We start from the raw sequence: 18,047 nt of genomic DNA, 5'->3' as shown, positions 1-18,047 counted from the left end.
AATTATATTTTAATATCAAACAAATATTGGCCTAAAACTATCAGGTGAGGCTAATTTAACAGCAGATTCAAAAGAAGCAGGTAAATCATTGCCAAGCAACGACCCCTCTAATATATATTCAAAGATTTCTGCATAATTTTTTGAATCTGTTTCACTGACTCTCCGCATGACATGCCAAGGTCTTAAGTCTTGTGGACCATCAAGACCCATTGCTTCAATAATTTCTAACAAGCTTTTCATAGTTTCGTGATGAAAATTTGCAACTCTTTTTTTCTTATCTGTCACATCTAGGCCAACCATAAGAGATTTATTCTGAGTAGCCACACCCGTTGGACAATGATTTGAGTTGCACTTAAGGGCTTGTATACAACCAAGAGCAAGCATCATTCCTCTTGCAGAATAAACAGCATCTGCACCAAGCGAAATCAATTTAATCATTTCAAAAGCAGTTGTTACTTTACCAGAGGATAATACTTTTATTTTATTTCTTATCCCAAATCCGACAAGCGAGTTATGCACGAACATCAAGGCATCTATACCAGGAGTGCCAACTGTATTTGTAAATTCGAGTGGGGCAGCACCTGTTCCTCCTTCCGCTCCGTCGATTGAAATATAATCAGGCATCATGCCAGTCAGAAGCATAGCCTTACAGATTGCAATAAATTCCCATTTATTTCCAAGACAAAGTTTAATGCCCACTGGTTTTCCACCAGACATTCTTCTTAAATTTGCAATAAAGTAACAAAGCTCTGATGGAGTTTTAAATGCCGTATGCGCAGGGGGTGATAAAACATCTTTACCCATTGGTACACCGCGAATTTCAGCAACTTCTTTTGTTACTTTTTGTGCTGGAAGAATACCGCCATGTCCTGGTTTAGCACCTTGGGACAATTTGATTTCTATCATTTTGACTTGTGGAGTGTGCGCAGCTTTTTTTATAAACTCGAGATCGTTAAATGTCCCATCCAAATTTCGACAGCCAAAATACCCTGTGCCAATTTGCCAGATAATATCCCCACCATTTTCTAAATGATGTGGCGTTAAGCCCCCTTCGCCCGTATTGTGAGCAAACTTTCCCGCTTTTGCCCCCGCATTTAATGCCAATATGGCATTGCGACTAAGAGACCCATAGCTCATTGCAGAAATATTTAACAAACTTGCATTATAAGGTTGTAAACAATCCTTACCACCGATGAGAACTCTGAGTTTATCAAACTCAACTTTAGTCGGACTTAAAGAATGATTTACCCATTCATACCCTACCTGATATACATTTTTTTTCGTGCCAAATGGCACAGTGTCACGGGCTCCTTTTGCACGTTGATAGACAACAGAGCGTTGTTCCCGATTGAAAGGCATCCCTTCGGTGTCCGATTCTATAAAATACTGCTGCATTTCTGGTCGTATTTCTTCTAGCATATAACGAGCACGCGCCAAAACTGGAAAATTTCTTCTCAATGTCTGCGATGGTTGAATCATATCGATAATTCCCATCACGATGAGCGGAATAATGAGAATCAGTGAATACAAAAACCAAGGAAATACAAATATTGATATAATATTTAATAAAATCAATATTATAGATACCAAAACAAATTGAGTTCGCATCCATTCCTCGCCGCATAATTAATAAGGTTCTTACCCAGAATGATCTTTATCCAATTGTAGCTTAATTAGAATCTCCATGAATACCGGCGACAAAATTATAACCAATTTAATATTTTATAAAAATATTTTAATATTAATAAATATATGATTCTTAGAGATTTAATTAATAATTGCATTTAACAACAAACAATCATCAACTCATATTTATTTATAAGGCTAAAAAAAATACAAATCTTTATACAAGATAAGGCAAAAAAATCTAACTTGCAACTGCTCAAAAAAAGCAATACATGTTGCTTGGTCAGAGGAGAGCAATATGACGCAAGGTTGTATCTTAGAGTTTAAAAATATATCCAAAAATTATGGCAAAAAATGCATAATTAAAAACATTAATTTAAATATTTTTCACAATGAAGTGATCGGACTTCTCGGTGTGAACGGTGCAGGAAAAACAACAACAATCAAATTAATGCTTGGGCAAGAAACACCTTCAGCAGGAGAAATAAAACTTTTTGGCAAGAATCCTATCAATCCTGCGGCACGTATCCATATTGGTGCCACACCCCAAAATATAGAATTTCCAGAAGGAATTAAGACCATCGAAATTCTAAAATTCATCCATTCACATTATCCTAATCCCTTTCCTATTGAAGAAATGATCGAAAAATTTGGTTTAATTACATTTTTAGAGCATAAAGCTACTAAATTATCAGGCGGACAGAAAAGAAGACTGGCATTGGCTCTGGCATTTATCGGCAACCCAAAAATTGTCTTTTTAGATGAACCCACAACTGGGCTTGACGTTGAAGCCAGAAAATTGCTTTGGGAAGTTATCAAGGAATATAAAAATAAAGGCAAAACCATTTTTTTAACCACCCACTATTTGGAAGAAATCGAACAGATAGCGACTCGTATTCTTTTTCTACAAAAGTGTGAAATTATTGCTGATGAAAGCGTTGAAGGTATTCAAAAAATTGCGAATTCTAAGCTTGCAAAAGTCTCATTTGAATGCGGAACTCAATGTGAATTCAACAATTTTAGTTCGATTGATTCTATTACTAAAAACAAAACAAATTATATTTTAACCACAAAAAACTCAGATCAACTTATTTGTGAACTTGTAAAAAATAATATTCCATTTTCAAACTTACAAATAAAGAAAGAAAATTTAGAATCTGCTTTTTTAAATTTATCTAAAGGGGAATAAATTTTGATTCTTGCTTTAAACTATTTTAAAATTTATTTTTTAAGCACAGTTCGTAATGTACCTGCACTTTTTTTTACACTTATATTTCCTCCACTCATGCTGCTATTATTTGCCAATCAGTGGGATGAAAAAAACTCGCTGAGTGCTCTCATCGTTTTTTTCAATTATTCCGTCCAAACAGTTGCTCTCATGTTACTTGGGATGGGTGTCACTCAAGAAAAAAATTCAGAATGGGCAAAGTATTTGCGCTCACTTCCTGTTGGCATAAAACCTATGCTTGTTGGCCGACTTCTCCACACGCTCGCACTTTCGTTTATAAATATAATATCAGTTTCTTTGGTTGCGTTATTTATTTTAAAAATCAACGTATCTGCGGATCAAATTTTGTTCTTTGCAACAATTGCAATTTTAGGCGCTCTTCCAATGGCACTTTTAGGTATGGCTATTGGATACGCTGCCAATCCAGAATCTTCACGTAGTATTTTTACTTTATTAAATTTATTGCTTTTCTTTGGTTCGTTTAGTTTACCTGCAACAGGTATTTTTGCGACAGTGAGAAATTTTATCCCAACATATCAGTGGACAGTTTTGTCTTATTCTTATGTTGATCGCACAGTCAATATACTTGAACCACTGGTTTGCTTATCAATATATTCATTTTTGTTTTTGCTTTTCTTTCAACTGATTTATAAAAGATCAAGAAAAGTATAAAAACTCCCTAAAGGGAGTTTTAGTGCGTTACTTGTTTAACGCGGGCATTCACAACGGACCAATTTATATTTTTAAAGAACGTATCGATATAAGCACCACGATTGGCTTTATAATCTAAAAAGAAAGCATGCTCCCAAGTGTCCATAACAAGTAAGGGAGTGTGATTTAATGGAAAACCAATATGATGTTCCATAATTTGCACATTTCTTAGTTTTCCAGTGGTTGTTTCAACACAAGTCACAACCCACCCAGGAACGGCTAATCCAGTTGCTTTGACATCTGCTTTCCATGCATCCATGCTGCCAAAACTTGCTTTAGCTAATTTTTCAAATTCAGCAGAAGGGGATTCACTTGCCAACATGTTGTCAAAATACATTTCATGTAAATACGTTCCGTTATAAGGAACACAGTGACGGCGCTTAAGTTCAGAATATTCACCAAAGCTATAATTGGTTAATCCTTTATCAACTTTTTCAAGTTTTTCTTCGATTTCATTCAACTTCTTAACATAACCTTCATAGAGACCAAAATGAGCTTCCAATTGAGGATCGCTGATCCCATCGAGTTTACCCAAGAGGTGCTTAAAACTACGGATTTCTTTTGCCATGCGCTTATCTCCTTAAACAAATAAAAAACACTCGCTCTATTTAATCATCTATAAAGTTGAATCGCAAACATATAAGCAAAAAACTATTTGTTTATAATATTATAAAAATGACTCACATTCAATTATTTGCTCTATTTATCAGCAATTCTAAACAGCTTGATTTCTAAGAGGTTCGACTTCTTTTTTTTCTGAAATAATAACTTTTCTTTGATTTTTAATAAGAAATATCATGATGAGCGATGTGGAGAAAACAAAAGCCAATAATAAAAAGCCAGCATTGAATGCTTCAATGGTTGATTGCAAACTGACTCGATTTTGCAGCAATTGAAAAGCAGCTTGTTTCGCATCTAAGACTTTTCCAACCAACATTTTTTCCATAATAAGCAGTTGGTTTTCCGCAATTTCGTTGCCAATATTTACTTTTGCTTTTAATACAAAATCAAATTCTTTGATATGATTGACGAGCAAAGTGCTCATCCACGCAATGCCAATGGATCCCCCGAGCTCACGGGTGAGATTAAACAGTCCGACAGCATTGCCTAAATCTTGGGTTTTGATCCGCATAATTGCAATCAGAGATAATGGAATAAATAGACAACTCAAGCCAATGGCTCTAATAAATAAAATTGAAATTAAAGCAAACTCACTACTCGATTGATTGAGGTTTCCATTCAACCATAAACTTATTGTAACTATAACGACTCCGGCAGCAATTAAATAGCGATTGTCAATAAATCTTACTATTTTACCTATAATAGGCATGATAAGTATTTGGATAAAAGTTCCCTTTAAAAAGAGCAAGCCAATATTTAAAGGTGTATATTGCATTACATTTGCGCAATATAATGAAAACAAAAAGGAGACTCCAAAAAGAATTGTACCTAGCATAAAATTAATCAAAGTTGAAATTAAATAATTCCACTCTAAGAATACACGGAAGTTTATCATTGGTTTTTTTGCTTCGAGTTGCTGAACAACCAAAGTAACAAGACATGTCAAACTTACAATTGAAAAGAAAATAATAATTCTACTTTCAAACCAATCATCTCTGTTCCCTTCTTCTAAAATAAATTGCAAACTGGCAAGTCCAATCAAAAGTAAAAGGAATCCATATTTATCAATCTTTTCTTTAGTTGGAATAAAATTCTCTATTTTTATACTTGCTGCAGCAAGCATAAGTGCCAGGATACCTATGGGTAAATTTATTAAAAAGATCAAATGCCAGCTTGAATAATCTATTAAATATCCACCAACTGTTGGTCCTAAGAGAGGTCCGGTGATTGCACCAAGCCCTATAAAAGCCTGTGCCATTCCTTGCTCTTCTCGAGGATAACGAGAAATCAAAATTGTACTTGCTGTTGGAATAATGGCCCCACCACCTACACCCTGCAATATGCGAAAAATAACAAGCGATAAAAGATTCCACGACATAGCACAAAGTACGCTAGCGATAATAAACAATGCGATAGAAAATAAAAAATAGTTTTTTAAGCCAAACCGATTTTGAAAATATCCTGTCATTGGAATAACGACAACATTTGCCATCATATATCCCGTAGAAATCCAAGCGACTTGATCCATTTGTACGCCAAAACTTGCACGTATATCATTTAATGCAACATTTACTATGCTTATGTCTAGCACTGCCATTAAAGATGCAATCATAGCTGCTATCGTTATTAAAAGCTTTGACCCCTGTACGACAGATTTTGTTTCTGTATTAAATGAAGCCATATTTTTTCCAATAATTAAAATTGATTTTATCGAGTTGCTACTGTAACAACTGTGCTCATCCCTGGTCTTAAAATAATATCATCTGGTCTGGTAGTGATTTCTATCTTTACTGGAAATCTCTGTGTAACTTTAACAAAATTTCCCGCCGAATTATCTGGTGGCAATAATGCAAAAGTCGCCCCCGAAGCACCTGACAATCCTTTTACAACCCCAGTAATTGTTTTTGCTGGAAAACTATCCACTTTGATTTTTACTTTTTGCCCAGGTCGCATATTTTTTAGTTGATTTTCTTTAAAGTTAGCGACTACCCATGTGTCAGATAAAGAAACAATCGATAAAAGGGGTGAACCTGCTTGTACAATTTTTCCAATTTCGACTGTTTTATTGGACACTGTTCCAGAAAATGGAGCTTTAATAAGGGTGTAACTTAATTTTAATTTTGCTTGATCAAGCACAGCTTCTGCTTTTTTCACTTTAGCTTGTGCTAAATTTACAGCAGCAGCAAAGGATTTAACCTGATTTTCTAAAGACTCGGCTTGTAAAAGCTGTCCTTTTGCCTGTTGTAATCCACCAGTAGACTGAGTGCGAGATGCTTGCATACTTGCCACTTGTGCTTGTGCAGAGCGAAGCGCCGCGCGCGCTTGTTCATACTGATTCTGCTGATTGTCGAGTTCAGCTTGAGAAACAGCTCCTTGGTTTTTCAAACTGAGATAGCGATCTAAGTTTTTCTTTGCGAGAGCCTCCGCACTGACAGTTGATTCGAGATTTGCCTTTGCCTGTTTCACTGCCTCTGCGCTAGATATAACCCCAGAACTGGCTTGCGTCAGCCCTCCTTTAGCTTGAGTGAGAGTCGCTAAATAATTTTTATCCATGCGCGAAAGTTCTGATTCAGCTTGAGTGAGTGAAGCTTTTGCTGCTTCTAAATCTGCTGTCGCAAGAGCCACCTCAACTTTTTGTTGCTCACTGTCAAGTTCAACTAGCGGCTCTCCTTCATTGATATTTTGATTGTCTGACACATAAATTTTTACAATTTTTCCTGATATTTGAGGTGAAACTGTTACGATATGCCCTTCAATTTGCGATGCATCGGTGCTTTCATTGCCAAAGGTAAATAGCCAGTAAACACACAAAAATAAAATTGAAGCACTGGAAATCCCAATAAAAACTTTTGCTGATTTCTTTTTTTTAAAATCACGAAATTTATTTTGCAGCATTAAATTTTCCTTTATAAATGAACATTCACTTATTAAGGGTATTATCCGATATTTTAGGTTTTGGAAAGAGGGTTGGATCCATTTTTAAAATATCACCTACGACAATAGGTTTTTCTTTATCTTCATAACGGATAAAAGCAATACAAGAATCAATTTCCCCATTTACCTCTGGCAAATATCGAATAATGTGAAAGGTAGAGTGATTTGGTCCAACCAAACGCATCCCAATTTTTAAGCCATAAGCGCGACCACGATTTAAATAAACCCATCCACGGTAACGGCGAATTATTTTAAATTCATCTAGCTTTAAATCCTGTAAATTTGGTAAAACCTTTTCAATAATTTGCTGAGATATCTGTGGAGGATTGAAATAATTTTCATTCTTCTCAGCAATTAAATCCTCATGCTTTTCAGCAAAAACCCCAGAATTCAGTTGTGCTTTGTATGTGACTTTAGGCCAAGTTTCTTTTTCCTGCAAGAGCGAAGCAGAGATATTTATAATAATATCGCGATGCGCTCTCGCTGGGTATTCCAGAGCTTTATCTACTAAAAATTCTTTAGCATAAATTCCTTTACACGCAATCCGCGAGAGATTGGTTAAATTTTGCACACCTTTGGCTGCAAGATTTTCACCAATAAATGATTCTAAAATATTTTGTATGCGGTATTCTGCGCGAAAATTATAAAAGGAATCCAAACGTACAGGTGATTTATCGGCAAAATTGCGATCCGCAATTTGACTCATATTTGCATTCGAATTTTCCAATTGAATAGGTACAAACGCTTTATTTTTTATTTGCCAGACCGAGCCCAGATGCATGCAATCCGCATGGCGTACGAGAGAGGCTGTTTCTAAAAATTCGTTACTTTGTTTTAAGCCTGTAGGAAAAATAAAATAGCTAGGTAAATATGCATTGTAGTTTTTATTCCATATAAAAATCCGTGTACCGCGATACGCGCCTTTCGTAATAGGGGGCTGCTCTTGATTTTTACCAAGACCCAGTTGTTGAAGAAGTTGTTCCTGATAAGCTTTTGCTCGTGCCAAAGTGGCAGAAGCTGTCTCTGGATTTTCCGAAATCATAACTGTGGGGGGTAGAATTAAAAAGGGCAATGCTTCACTCTTTTCAGCTGTTTATTTAATAATTTTTATATTTATCGGAAGTTTAATTCAGTTTGATAATGTCAGTTTTTTTCTAAGTGATGTTTTTTTGCACACTCAAATATTACCAAAATTTTTTATATATTTTACAAATATTAGATATTATTAATAAATATTTAATATTTGTAAATTTATTCTGGATATTTTAATAATAAATTAAGAATTTTAAAAAATTAAAATATATATAAAAACAAATATTTGAAAATATAAAATTTTATAAACAGAAAAATTTTTGAATATTTCTTTATAAATTAGGGATGTAGATTTTTTTGCTGATAGCTTGCCCTCTTCATTTCATTGATCTAAAGTGATTTTTAACTGTTACAAATATAAACGTTCCTGTGATTCTACGAGCTCTTATTTAAAAACTACCTAATTTCAATTGATACAATCACTTTTTAATAAGAGGAGCCTGATGCACTAAAAAATACCAATTTTTTACATTCGCATAAACACCATTCCTTACTCAAAATATTGCAAATATTTTGAGTAAGGAATGACGAAAATATTTGTTTGCCAAATTTATTTCTCAAAATATGTGGATTTTTTGAGAACAAATAAAAATATATACAAAGGAGCAGATATGAAAGATAACAAACTTAAGTTAATCTATAACTCTCGTTTAGTCAATATCAATATTTCCATCAACGGCGAAATGATTAAACTCCAATTGGCAAAATATTTCAAAAATTTTAGCTTAAAAAATAATCAAAATGAAATCTTTTTCGGATTCATTATTCACTTTTTCATTTTGCTTTTAAAATACATTTGGAAATAAACAACGGCTACGTTTTCGCAGTTGTTTTCTTTCCTTTCTTCACTTCTTTAAAATCACTTTCTGTAACACCATTAGGCAAAGACAGATTCAGAGTTTGTGGATACACTGTAGAATAAATAAAATGCAAACCTGTTATATAGCTATTACCTGCTTTGCCACGACCAATACTTGGTAACAACGGATTTAAATCCGTTGTTGCACTGTTCCATAGCAAAGAAGGCACATTTGAAGAGCGACGCATTTCTTGGGCTTCTTCGGCATATTGGCTATGAATGCCCAAACAGCGAGTCGCTCCTAAATTATCGAGGACAGAAATCACTTCTTCTTTATTGTCTACAGGAACAAGACAGATATCAGGACCAAAGAAGGCATTGGACGCATAAATACTTTTTAAAACTTTCTCGAGCTTCATCAGATGCACACCGGGAGAGACAAAATATCCATTGCCACCATTATCGATGGGTTTTCCCCAGCGCAATGTTTCGTCGGATTCACGCGCTGCTATTCCTTGAAAACGCAAATAACGCTCCCAAGCATTTACACTACAAAGAGGTTCCATGACATGAATATCAGAGCGCGCAAGATCTTCCCTGACACCAATGGGCATACTTTTAATTGAAGAAACAAATTTATCTTGAAATTCGCTAAAGATTTTTTTGTCTACAAAAGCAAGACTTGTCGATTCCAACCTTTGACCTGCATCCAGACAGACACCATGAATAATTTTAGCAATGGCCTTATCCATATTCGCAGAAGCAGAAACATATGCAGCATTTTTGCCACCACCACATAGGACCAAGCGCGCATTTTGCTGTCCTTGTGTGTCACGGCGAATCTGTTCAAGACTTTCTTCCCCTCCTGTGTATAAAATAGTGTCAAATTGATGACTTAAAACCAATCTACGGAACACTTCAAAATCTCCGTAGACAATCTGCACAGCACCTTCAGGAAAGGATGCTTGATGAAATCCGCTCGCTAAAAGTGAGCCAGAAAGTAAACAATGTGACGAAGGCCGCATGCAAACAGCATTGCCACTGGCGAGTGCAGGTAAAACTCCACAAAGCAACGAATAGACTGGCAAAGCTATATTCGAAGATATCAAAACAAGTCCGAGGGGTGAGTATTTCCATTCCCATCCTTCCTCATCTTTTTTAATAGAGAGGATTTGTTGGCAAAAGTCAGGAAGAGCTTTAAATAATTTTTCACACAGTTTCCATTCTTCTTCGACCGAAACACGTGATCGAGCAAGCTCAAGCATCATGTTACTTTTAATTTCATCTGCATTTTCATTCAAATACCCAATAAATTTTTTTATATAATTTAATCTTTCTTCTAAAGAAACTAAATTAAATTTTTTCTGAGCAGCTTTCATTCCCTGAATAACTGGATCGACCAGATCTTTGCCCCACCCAGCAGAAGCTAATATATCTGTTGGATTAGCTGGATTATTTATTGAAAATACTCTTTCAGGTTTATTTAACGCAGAAAATCGCCCATTAATATAAGGAGGAATAAGACTCAAATTATTCGTCATGAAGAACTCCCCAAAATAGAATTTATAAGATCTATTTTGAGAATAGGGTTTTTAACACCTTTTGGTCAAGTGAAGATGAAATATTCTGTTGCAATTGCGGAAGGTCAAACCAGTCATTTTTTTCATTCAGTGCAAAAGTTTTTAAAAGTTTTTTCACTTTATTATTATCTTCATCACATTCGATTAAAAAAGTATGACCCGTAATTTTATGATGTGTGATAGAATGCATAAATGTTTTTTCTAAGCATGTACCATTTAACTTTAATTTTTTTAAAACCTCTATAATTTTTTCCTTAGTATGTCCTTCTTTTGAACATAAGAGAGGAAAGCCTTTGGTTTTCGCCAAGAAACCTTTATCTCTCAATATTAAAGAAAATTCTGAATTTTTATTTCTTTGTAATAAGAGAGCAAAAATATTTTCCGCTTGAAAAGCTTTTCTTGGTTTATTGGGCGGGCATATAGAAATAATATTTTTTTTAAGTGCACTGCAATATTTTTTTACAGGACATTCTTGACAGTTTGGATTTTGTTTTTTACAAACCGTAGCCCCAAGATCCATCATAGCTTGGTTAAAACATCCTGGTGAATTTTTGGGAATACATTCGTTAACGTAACAAGATATTTTCTCTTGACCTATTTTTTCCCAAACTCCTTCGGACATTCCAAGAATTCGACTGACAACACGAATGACATTTCCATCAACACAAGCTACTGGTTCATTAAAACAAATGCTTGATATTATCGATGCTGTATAGGGTCCACATCCTGGCACCTTTAACCATTCATCTTTAGAAGATGGAAATTTATTTTTAAAATTTTCTAATATATATTTTGCACCATTTCTTAAATTACGTGCTCGGGCATAATAACCTAGACCAACCCATAATTTTCTAAGTTTTTCATCAGAACAATTGGCGAGTGATGGAAGATCGGGAAGTTCATTTATAAATTCTTTAAAACGTGGCAAAACAACAGCTAAAGTCGTCTGCTGACTCATAACTTCACAAATCCAAGTGTGATATACATTAATATTCTCACGCCAAGGAAATGTTCGCTTATTCGTTTGGTACCACGCTATAAGATCTTTTGAAAATTGGCTCATAATAAAAAATAAGCACAAAATAGAAATAATTTATTTTGCGCTTAAATTATAATGCTCCCTGTTCTGTCATTGTGTCATTGATAACAGGAGTTTTTTCAGAAGTTTTTCTTGGACGACCGCGTCTCATTGATTGTTTTAATTTATCAAGTTTACTAGGACGACCGCGTTTCTTTGGAGTTTTAACAACTGCCTTCTTTGGACGACCGCGTTTCTTTGTAGAAGACTTCGCTGGACGACCGCGTTTCTTTGCAGTGCTTCCTGCTGGACGACCGCGTTTACCAGTTTTTTTCTTCGCAGTGGTCTTGCGAGTTGTTTTTTTCGCTCCAGTTTTCTTAGTTGTTTTTTTAACTGTTTTTTTCTTTGCAGTGGTTTTCTTCGCTGGTTTCTTTCCTGCTACTTTCTTTTTCTTTGCAACTGGTTTCTTTCCTGCTTTTTTAGTTGTTTTTCTTGCAGTTGATTTTTTCGCACCCGTTTTCTTACGCTTTGTTTCAGCCATGAAACACTCTCCTTTCAAAAAAAGAATTACAAACCGTTTTCACAATCACGGTTCAAAGATAATTTAACTCATGCCAAAAAAAAATGGTAGTGGCAATACCATTTTTTATAAATTTTTATTAAGAAATTATTTTTCCTTGTAAGACAAGGATATCTTTTTAACACACGGATGCATCGTCAAAGACACAACATATGATTAAGTCATTTTCTAAGAAGGAAGAAAAACATGAGACAAAATTTTGAAAGAAAAAATAAAAAACTAACACTTGGGTTTGTCTATGATCTACCAATGAAACTTGAAAATTCAGAGCAAATGATTTTTCCAGATGATGCAAGTGGTGAATGGGAAACACAAAATACGATCGAAAAAATCATTCAGACTTGGGAAGAGATTGGTTTTTCTGTAATTCTTTTTCCCATGGATAATTCATTTCTAAAGAATTGGAGTGAGAAGAGTTCTCAATGTTCACTTATTCATTCTGTTGTAGAAGGTTGGGGATCACTTGCACGTGAAGGTTGGATTCCATCTCTTTGTGAAATATCTGGAATTCCAATTATAGGATCAGATCCATTTACTCAATCTATTTGCATGAGCAAATCTCAAATCAAATTAACATGCCAATATCTTAATATTCCCACGAGTCCTTTTTATATAATCAAAAATCCAAAAGACTTAAGGAATGTCCCAAGAAATTTTTTTAACGAAACACATTTTATAAAACCTGACGGGGAAGGATCTGGAATGGGAATTAATGCATCGTATTCAATTTCAAATTCTAAATCACATACTGAAAAAATCACATACGCATTATTAGAAAAGTACCCACACGGAGTGTTAATTGAAAAATTTCTAAATGGGGAGGAATACACGTCTGGAATAATTGGCACTCCCATTCAGAATCTACCAATTGCGCAAATTGAAGTTGATGATGGAATTTATGGTCTTACAAACAAATCTAAAGAATATATGGGTGAAAAAGTAACTTTTCCCAAACTCACAAAAAAAATAGAAAAAATAATTAAAAAAGGCACTGAAGATCTATTTCAATTTCTTGATATGAAAGATTTTGTTAGAATGGATTGGCGTTGCGATGAAAAAGGAAATGTATATTTTTTAGAGGCAAATACGTTACCTGGAATATCTTACTATTATAGTGTCCTCCCAATGATGGCAGAAAAGTTAGGGATAAATTATATTCAATTGTTTGAGACATTAGCTGAATCGGCCTTAAAACGCTCATATGATAGAAATTTATGGTATGGTAAAACTAGAATTCAGCAGAAAAAATAAAACCTATAACGTTCAGTCATAGGTTTTATTTTTAAAGTTTAATATTAAAACTTTCAAAATTATAATTTGCCAGTGGCAACAAGACGTGTGAGTTGAACCATACGATTGCTAAATCCAGCTTCGTTATCATACCAAGAAAGAACTTTAACCATATTCTCACCAATGACTGTTGTGTATTCTGCATCAATTGTAGAACTATTAGAACAACCATTATAATCGCAGCTCACAAGTGGCTCTTCAGAGTAGCCTAAAATTCCTTTTAATGCGCCTTCTGCTGCTGATTTAAGAGCTGCGTTGATATCTTTTGCTGTAACTGATTTTTCAAGTTCAAACGTAACATCAACGAGTGACACGTTTGGAGTTGGTACACGCACGGCAAAACCATTTAATTTACCAGCAAGTGAAGGAATCACTTCTGAAATTGCTTTTGCAGCACCAGTCGTTGTTGGAATCATGCTCAGTGCAGCTGCACGTGCGCGGCGCAAATCTTTATGTGGAAGATCAAGAATATTTTGGTCGTTCGTATAGGAGTGAATTGTTGTCATAAGACCTTTTTTCACGCCAAATTTTTCATGAATTACTTTTGTTAAAGGCGCAAGACAGTTTGTTGTACAAGATCCATTGCTCACAATATTATGTTTTGCAATATCGTACTCTTCATCGTTCACACCAATTACAATTGTTTTATCGATTGATTTACCAGGAGCACTGAGGATGACTTTTTTTGCTCCACCTTTTAAATGGGCACTTGCTTTTTCACCCTCTGTAAATAAACCAGTGCACTCAAGTACGATATCAACACCATTAGCTGCCCAAGGAATTTCAGCTGGATTGCGAATTGCCGAAATTTTAATTTCTTTACCATCGAGGAGAAGTGAATTTTCTTTTGCTTCTACTGCTTGTTGTGCCTTACCGTGAATAGAATCATATTTATAAAGATGCGCAAGAGTCTTGGCATCGGTCAAATCATTTATAAGACATACTTCTATATCGCGCTCATTTTTTAATGCTCTGAGGACACAACGGCCAATGCGCCCAAAACCATTGATACCAACCTTAATAGTCATGAAAAACCTCCAAAATTTGAAAAAAGGCAATAAGATAGCCTTTTCATTTGAGAACGAAATCACATAAATGACCTTCGTTCATAACTCAGATACATATATCTGAAAAAAGATACAATTCTGCAAGTATCAAATAAGAGAATCGTTGTGAGTGCTATCGAGAAGATTTAAAAATTCTTCGGCATTTTTACAGTCCGAGAAATTTCTGCCAACAATATTACGCCCGTTCACTTTTAATGGCTCATCCATAATAATTGTAAGATTTGAGAAAATACATTCTTTGAATTTACAGTTTTCGAAATCAACACCCTGAATATCGCATGATTCAATTTCGCAATCTTGAAAATCGACAGCATGAAAACTCATCCGAGACAGGCGACTCCCAGAGATTGTCGTTTCAGAAAAATCTGATTTAATAAGTACATTTTCAGTAAAATCTGATTCTCTGACACAAACATCTGAAATTGAAGCTCTGGAAAATTTATTATTCTCAAGGCGTGCTTCTTGCATTGTTACGTTACTTAACCGAGCTAAACTAAATTGTGAAGTACAAAAATCGGAGCGCTGAATAGACAACTCAGAAAATTGTACCGCTGTGAATTTATTATTTTTTATCTCAGAATTCTCAGAAATATTGACACCAAACCATTGAGAGCCAACAACAAGATTATTTTTTATCACGCAATCCGTTCCCGCATGAAAAGCTCTAAATACAGAAAGTTTAGACTCTAAACCTGATATATTTGGAGAAAAGCCAATTGGTTGTAAATTATGTGCTAAATTTTCTTGAATTTTTTCTATTTGCGGCATGTTCTCCGAAATTTGACTCACTAAATTACTTGATATTTTTATTAATTCATCAATATTTACAGATTTTTTTAATTTTTCAAAAGCATTTTTTAAACCTTCTTGCGATTCTTCTTTTGCATTATGAAATTCTTCAGATATTCCTTTTTTTGGCTTTTTTAAAACATAATTTTTTTCAATCAGAGCTTTTGCTTTCTCAACATTCATTTTTCCGTTCGCAACGGAATCTAGAATTAAATTTAAATCAAACATATAATTACTGTCCTTTATCTAATTTTCTAATAAGCATATAACTTAAAGTTGCTACTAAAACATTCATAGTCCATGCTGCTAAAAATGGATTGAGTTCCCCTTTTAAAGCAAAACTACGCAGCGCCATATTTCCAAACCAATATATGAGAGCGGCTACAAGACAGATAACGATTCCAATATATGTTTCTTCTTGCCGTTCTTTTTTTAATGCAAAAGGCAATGTTAAAAAAAGAAACAGCATATTTGCGAAAGGAGTGCTGATCTTCATATAAAGATCTATCACTCTATCAGATATATTTGTTCCTGCAATCTCTGCTTCTGCAATTAATCGTCGCAATTGCCAAAAACTCAATTGACTTGATTCACTCTCTCGATTCAATATTTTAGGTGGAGCAAAATCAATATTCGTCACATAGAGAGGTTTAACTTCTGTAACTGTTGAAGTATTTGTGTTTTCTAAATGCCGAACAAGTGCATTGCGGAGTACCCATCTCCCAATATTTTCATCAAAATATCCCGTCTGTGCATGAACAATTTCACTTAAGCTTTTTGGATAGTTTCCTTTAAAATACTCAATTTTAAGAAGCTCCTGCTTCACTTCATCATATTTATGAAAATGTAAAATCGTATTTGTAGCTTTTAACCACTGGCTTTCAGTAAATACATTATCAATTTTCTTTTTTTCAATATCCACATTTCTTAATTTTAAATAATGTGTTGTACTTTCTGGTAAGATCAATTCACTCAGAGTAAAATGAAATGCAGTAAATAATATACCAACACTGACAAGAGGTATTGATATTTTCATCATAGATAATCCTGCTGCCCTGAGAGCAGCAATTTCCCCATGTTTAGCTAAAATCCAATTTGTTACAATACCTGATATAAGTACAGAAAAAGGTAAAAATTGAATTGCAATCGATGGTGCTTGCCAAAAGTAATAAAAGAATATTGTGCTATTTGAAGGTTTATATTTATTAAAATAATGCTGACTATCTTCCATATATGTCAAAACAAAATAAAGACTTAATGCAAAAAATAAAAAACCAAACGCAGTTTTTAAATACTGCGAAACAAAATAAACCCAAATCCTCATATTTTAATCCTTTTTTGTGAAAAATTTAATTTTAAATAAATCATCTCTCACAAAAGCGATGAAACCTGTTGAAGGAGGGTGACGTAAACGCCAACGTAATAAAATAAGTATAATAAAAATAAGTACGCTAGGTGGGATAAACAGCATACATATTGGACTTATGGTAAAGTTTAATATCAGCTGCTGGCACAATGACATAGAGGAATATAATGCAAAAATGACGAGCCCAATTCCAAAATAGACTCCATACTGTTTTCTCCGAGGATCTTGGATACCTAAACAAACACCTATGATGGGCAAAAATAAAGTTGATAGAGGTACAGCGACTTGTTTTAAAATAAAAAGAAATTTTTCAATTACCAAGCGATCATTTTTCCAATTTGGACTATTATCTATTTGTTGCTTTAAAAATTCTATATAAGCCGCTGGGTATAACTGATCAGCACCACCTGAAAAAGTCGAATCGGTCTTAAATTTACTTTTAAATGTATTCACTAAAGATATATCCATATCTTTGAACTGAGTCACAATTAAATCTTGAGGCTTAGGAAATTGAGTTAGATCAATTTTAGCTGAGATACTTTTTGAAAAATAAAATGTTTTTGGATGCTCTTTGATCAATACTGGTAAAGTTTCGTTTGATTCACGTTCTGCATAGGCTGTGCCATCTTGTAAAGAGAAAACATAATCGGGTAATCCATAATTTTGCGTTTTCTTTAAAGAACCTGTTTCTGATACGAGGACAGAGAAGAAATTCTCTGAAGGTGGCTTAATACCCATAAATACGTTCATAAATTCAGATTTATCTGAAGAAACTTTCTGAAAATAAAGTGACATATTTACTTTTTCAGTAGAAGGTACATCGTAGATAAATGATTTTTCTCGAATGGTATTTGCAAGAACCGCTTCAACCACACCTCTCGTCTGGATCCATTTAAATTTATTAAACTGCTGTGTCGAGTATGGCTCAAAATAAAGCGCACTGAACAATGAGATAAGCATAACAGCTATACCCAAAAAGGTAGGCATTGCAGCAAACCTAAATATACTTACGCCACTGGACATCCAGGCTTCTAGTTCTCGATCAGCTGCCATTCTTATCGTAACAATAGCAGATGCAAGTAACAAAGATATAGGAACTGTTAATTTAAGTACATTAGGAAATATATAAAGTAACAACATTAAAAATGTTGTGACACTTTCAGGTGCCGAAAAAAGAAAATCAGCGTATCTTGGCAATTTCCCCATTATCATAATAGAGCTGAGACTTGCAGTGATGACGAAGGTCAATGATATAATCTCAGTTGCCATCAAACGATCGAGTTTTTGTAAAACGGCCATTCTGGCTCCAAATCAAACAGCGTGCAAAATCTGCACTGAGTCAAGGT

General features: G+C 34.4%; 15 protein-coding genes. 3 read left to right on the top strand and 12 right to left on the bottom strand.

Going from position 1 to position 18,047, the window contains the following annotated elements:
• Positions 1–15: 15 nt before the first annotated feature.
• Positions 16–1,608, bottom strand: a complete 1,593-nt coding sequence (locus tag H7355_RS00310; protein ID WP_186643742.1) for an FMN-binding glutamate synthase family protein — start codon at positions 1,606–1,608, stop codon at positions 16–18.
• Positions 1,609–1,924: 316 nt separating this feature from the next.
• On the opposite strand from H7355_RS00310, the gene H7355_RS00305 reads away from it, so the two are divergent.
• Complete coding sequence (locus H7355_RS00305) at positions 1,925–2,815, top strand: ABC transporter ATP-binding protein (RefSeq protein WP_186643740.1); 891 nt, start codon at positions 1,925–1,927, stop codon at positions 2,813–2,815.
• A gap of 3 nt (positions 2,816–2,818) precedes the next feature.
• The gene (locus tag H7355_RS00300) at positions 2,819–3,526 is read left to right on the top strand and encodes an ABC transporter permease (protein ID WP_186643738.1); all 708 of its coding nucleotides are present in this window, start codon (positions 2,819–2,821) and stop codon (positions 3,524–3,526) included.
• A 19-nt stretch (positions 3,527–3,545) separates the two neighbouring features.
• Here the strand turns inward: H7355_RS00300 and H7355_RS00295 are convergent, their stop codons facing one another.
• From H7355_RS00295 to H7355_RS00265, 7 genes are all read right to left on the bottom strand, one after another.
• The gene (locus H7355_RS00295; protein WP_186643736.1) at positions 3,546–4,133 is read right to left on the bottom strand and encodes a superoxide dismutase; all 588 of its coding nucleotides are present in this window, start codon (positions 4,131–4,133) and stop codon (positions 3,546–3,548) included.
• A gap of 147 nt (positions 4,134–4,280) precedes the next feature.
• Complete coding sequence (locus H7355_RS00290) at positions 4,281–5,867, bottom strand: DHA2 family efflux MFS transporter permease subunit (protein ID WP_186643731.1); 1,587 nt, start codon at positions 5,865–5,867, stop codon at positions 4,281–4,283.
• 26 nt (positions 5,868–5,893) lie between these two features.
• Positions 5,894–7,081 carry an HlyD family secretion protein gene (locus H7355_RS00285; protein WP_186643730.1) on the bottom strand — a complete coding sequence of 396 codons (1,188 nt, stop codon included), beginning with the start codon at positions 7,079–7,081 and terminating at the stop codon, positions 5,894–5,896.
• 25 nt (positions 7,082–7,106) lie between these two features.
• Entirely contained in the window at positions 7,107–8,192 is a 1,086-nt protein-coding gene (locus tag H7355_RS00280; RefSeq protein WP_186643729.1) for a hypothetical protein, read from the bottom strand.
• Positions 8,193–9,025: 833 nt separating this feature from the next.
• Positions 9,026–10,552, bottom strand: a complete 1,527-nt coding sequence (locus H7355_RS00275; RefSeq protein ID WP_186643727.1) for an aldehyde dehydrogenase family protein — start codon at positions 10,550–10,552, stop codon at positions 9,026–9,028.
• Positions 10,553–10,583: 31 nt separating this feature from the next.
• A complete protein-coding gene (locus H7355_RS00270; protein ID WP_186643725.1) occupies positions 10,584–11,654 on the bottom strand; it encodes an A/G-specific adenine glycosylase in 1,071 nt (356 codons plus the stop codon).
• A 46-nt stretch (positions 11,655–11,700) separates the two neighbouring features.
• Positions 11,701–12,150 (bottom strand): histone-like protein 2, encoded by a 450-nt coding sequence (locus H7355_RS00265; protein WP_130607708.1) that lies wholly within the window; start codon positions 12,148–12,150, stop codon positions 11,701–11,703.
• A 225-nt stretch (positions 12,151–12,375) separates the two neighbouring features.
• Here H7355_RS00265 and H7355_RS00260 point away from each other — a divergent pair, with 225 nt between their 5' ends.
• Positions 12,376–13,440: a hypothetical protein gene (locus H7355_RS00260; RefSeq protein WP_186643723.1), complete on the top strand. Its 1,065-nt coding sequence runs from the start codon at positions 12,376–12,378 to the stop codon at positions 13,438–13,440.
• Between the two features lie 59 nt (positions 13,441–13,499).
• Here the strand turns inward: H7355_RS00260 and gap are convergent, their stop codons facing one another.
• From gap to H7355_RS00240, 4 genes are all read right to left on the bottom strand, one after another.
• Positions 13,500–14,507 (bottom strand): type I glyceraldehyde-3-phosphate dehydrogenase, encoded by a 1,008-nt coding sequence (gap, locus tag H7355_RS00255; RefSeq protein WP_186643721.1) that lies wholly within the window; start codon positions 14,505–14,507, stop codon positions 13,500–13,502.
• Positions 14,508–14,633: 126 nt separating this feature from the next.
• Positions 14,634–15,563: a pentapeptide repeat-containing protein gene (locus tag H7355_RS00250; protein WP_186643714.1), complete on the bottom strand. Its 930-nt coding sequence runs from the start codon at positions 15,561–15,563 to the stop codon at positions 14,634–14,636.
• Between the two features lie 4 nt (positions 15,564–15,567).
• A complete protein-coding gene (locus H7355_RS00245; RefSeq protein WP_186643707.1) occupies positions 15,568–16,659 on the bottom strand; it encodes an LptF/LptG family permease in 1,092 nt (363 codons plus the stop codon).
• Between the two features lie 3 nt (positions 16,660–16,662).
• The gene (locus tag H7355_RS00240) at positions 16,663–18,000 is read right to left on the bottom strand and encodes an LptF/LptG family permease (protein ID WP_186643706.1); all 1,338 of its coding nucleotides are present in this window, start codon (positions 17,998–18,000) and stop codon (positions 16,663–16,665) included.
• Positions 18,001–18,047 lie beyond the last annotated feature (47 nt).

The sequence above is a fragment of the Fluviispira vulneris genome, assembly GCF_014281055.1.
GTDB lineage: Bacteria > Bdellovibrionota_B > Oligoflexia > Silvanigrellales > Silvanigrellaceae > Silvanigrella > Silvanigrella vulneris.
The sequence above is the reverse complement of the archived record's forward strand: the minus strand, read 5'-3'. Positions and strand labels throughout refer to the sequence as shown.

Excerpts from the sequence above, each read along its gene's own strand:
- H7355_RS00310 (WP_186643742.1), bottom strand. The coding sequence starts at position 1,608 with ATGCGAACTCAATTTGTTTTGGTATCTATAATATTGATTTTATTAAAT.
- H7355_RS00305 (WP_186643740.1), top strand. The coding sequence starts at position 1,925 with ATGACGCAAGGTTGTATCTTAGAGTTTAAAAATATATCCAAAAATTAT.
- H7355_RS00295 (WP_186643736.1), bottom strand. The coding sequence starts at position 4,133 with ATGGCAAAAGAAATCCGTAGTTTTAAGCACCTCTTGGGTAAACTCGAT.
- H7355_RS00290 (WP_186643731.1), bottom strand. The coding sequence starts at position 5,867 with ATGGCTTCATTTAATACAGAAACAAAATCTGTCGTACAGGGGTCAAAG.
- H7355_RS00285 (WP_186643730.1), bottom strand. The coding sequence starts at position 7,081 with ATGCTGCAAAATAAATTTCGTGATTTTAAAAAAAAGAAATCAGCAAAA.
- H7355_RS00275 (WP_186643727.1), bottom strand. The coding sequence starts at position 10,552 with ATGACGAATAATTTGAGTCTTATTCCTCCTTATATTAATGGGCGATTT.
- H7355_RS00270 (WP_186643725.1), bottom strand. The coding sequence starts at position 11,654 with ATGAGCCAATTTTCAAAAGATCTTATAGCGTGGTACCAAACGAATAAG.
- H7355_RS00265 (WP_130607708.1), bottom strand. The coding sequence starts at position 12,150 with ATGGCTGAAACAAAGCGTAAGAAAACGGGTGCGAAAAAATCAACTGCA.
- H7355_RS00260 (WP_186643723.1), top strand. The coding sequence starts at position 12,376 with ATGAGACAAAATTTTGAAAGAAAAAATAAAAAACTAACACTTGGGTTT.
- gap (WP_186643721.1), bottom strand. The coding sequence starts at position 14,507 with ATGACTATTAAGGTTGGTATCAATGGTTTTGGGCGCATTGGCCGTTGT.
- H7355_RS00250 (WP_186643714.1), bottom strand. The coding sequence starts at position 15,563 with ATGTTTGATTTAAATTTAATTCTAGATTCCGTTGCGAACGGAAAAATG.
- H7355_RS00245 (WP_186643707.1), bottom strand. The coding sequence starts at position 16,659 with ATGAGGATTTGGGTTTATTTTGTTTCGCAGTATTTAAAAACTGCGTTT.
- H7355_RS00240 (WP_186643706.1), bottom strand. The coding sequence starts at position 18,000 with ATGGCCGTTTTACAAAAACTCGATCGTTTGATGGCAACTGAGATTATA.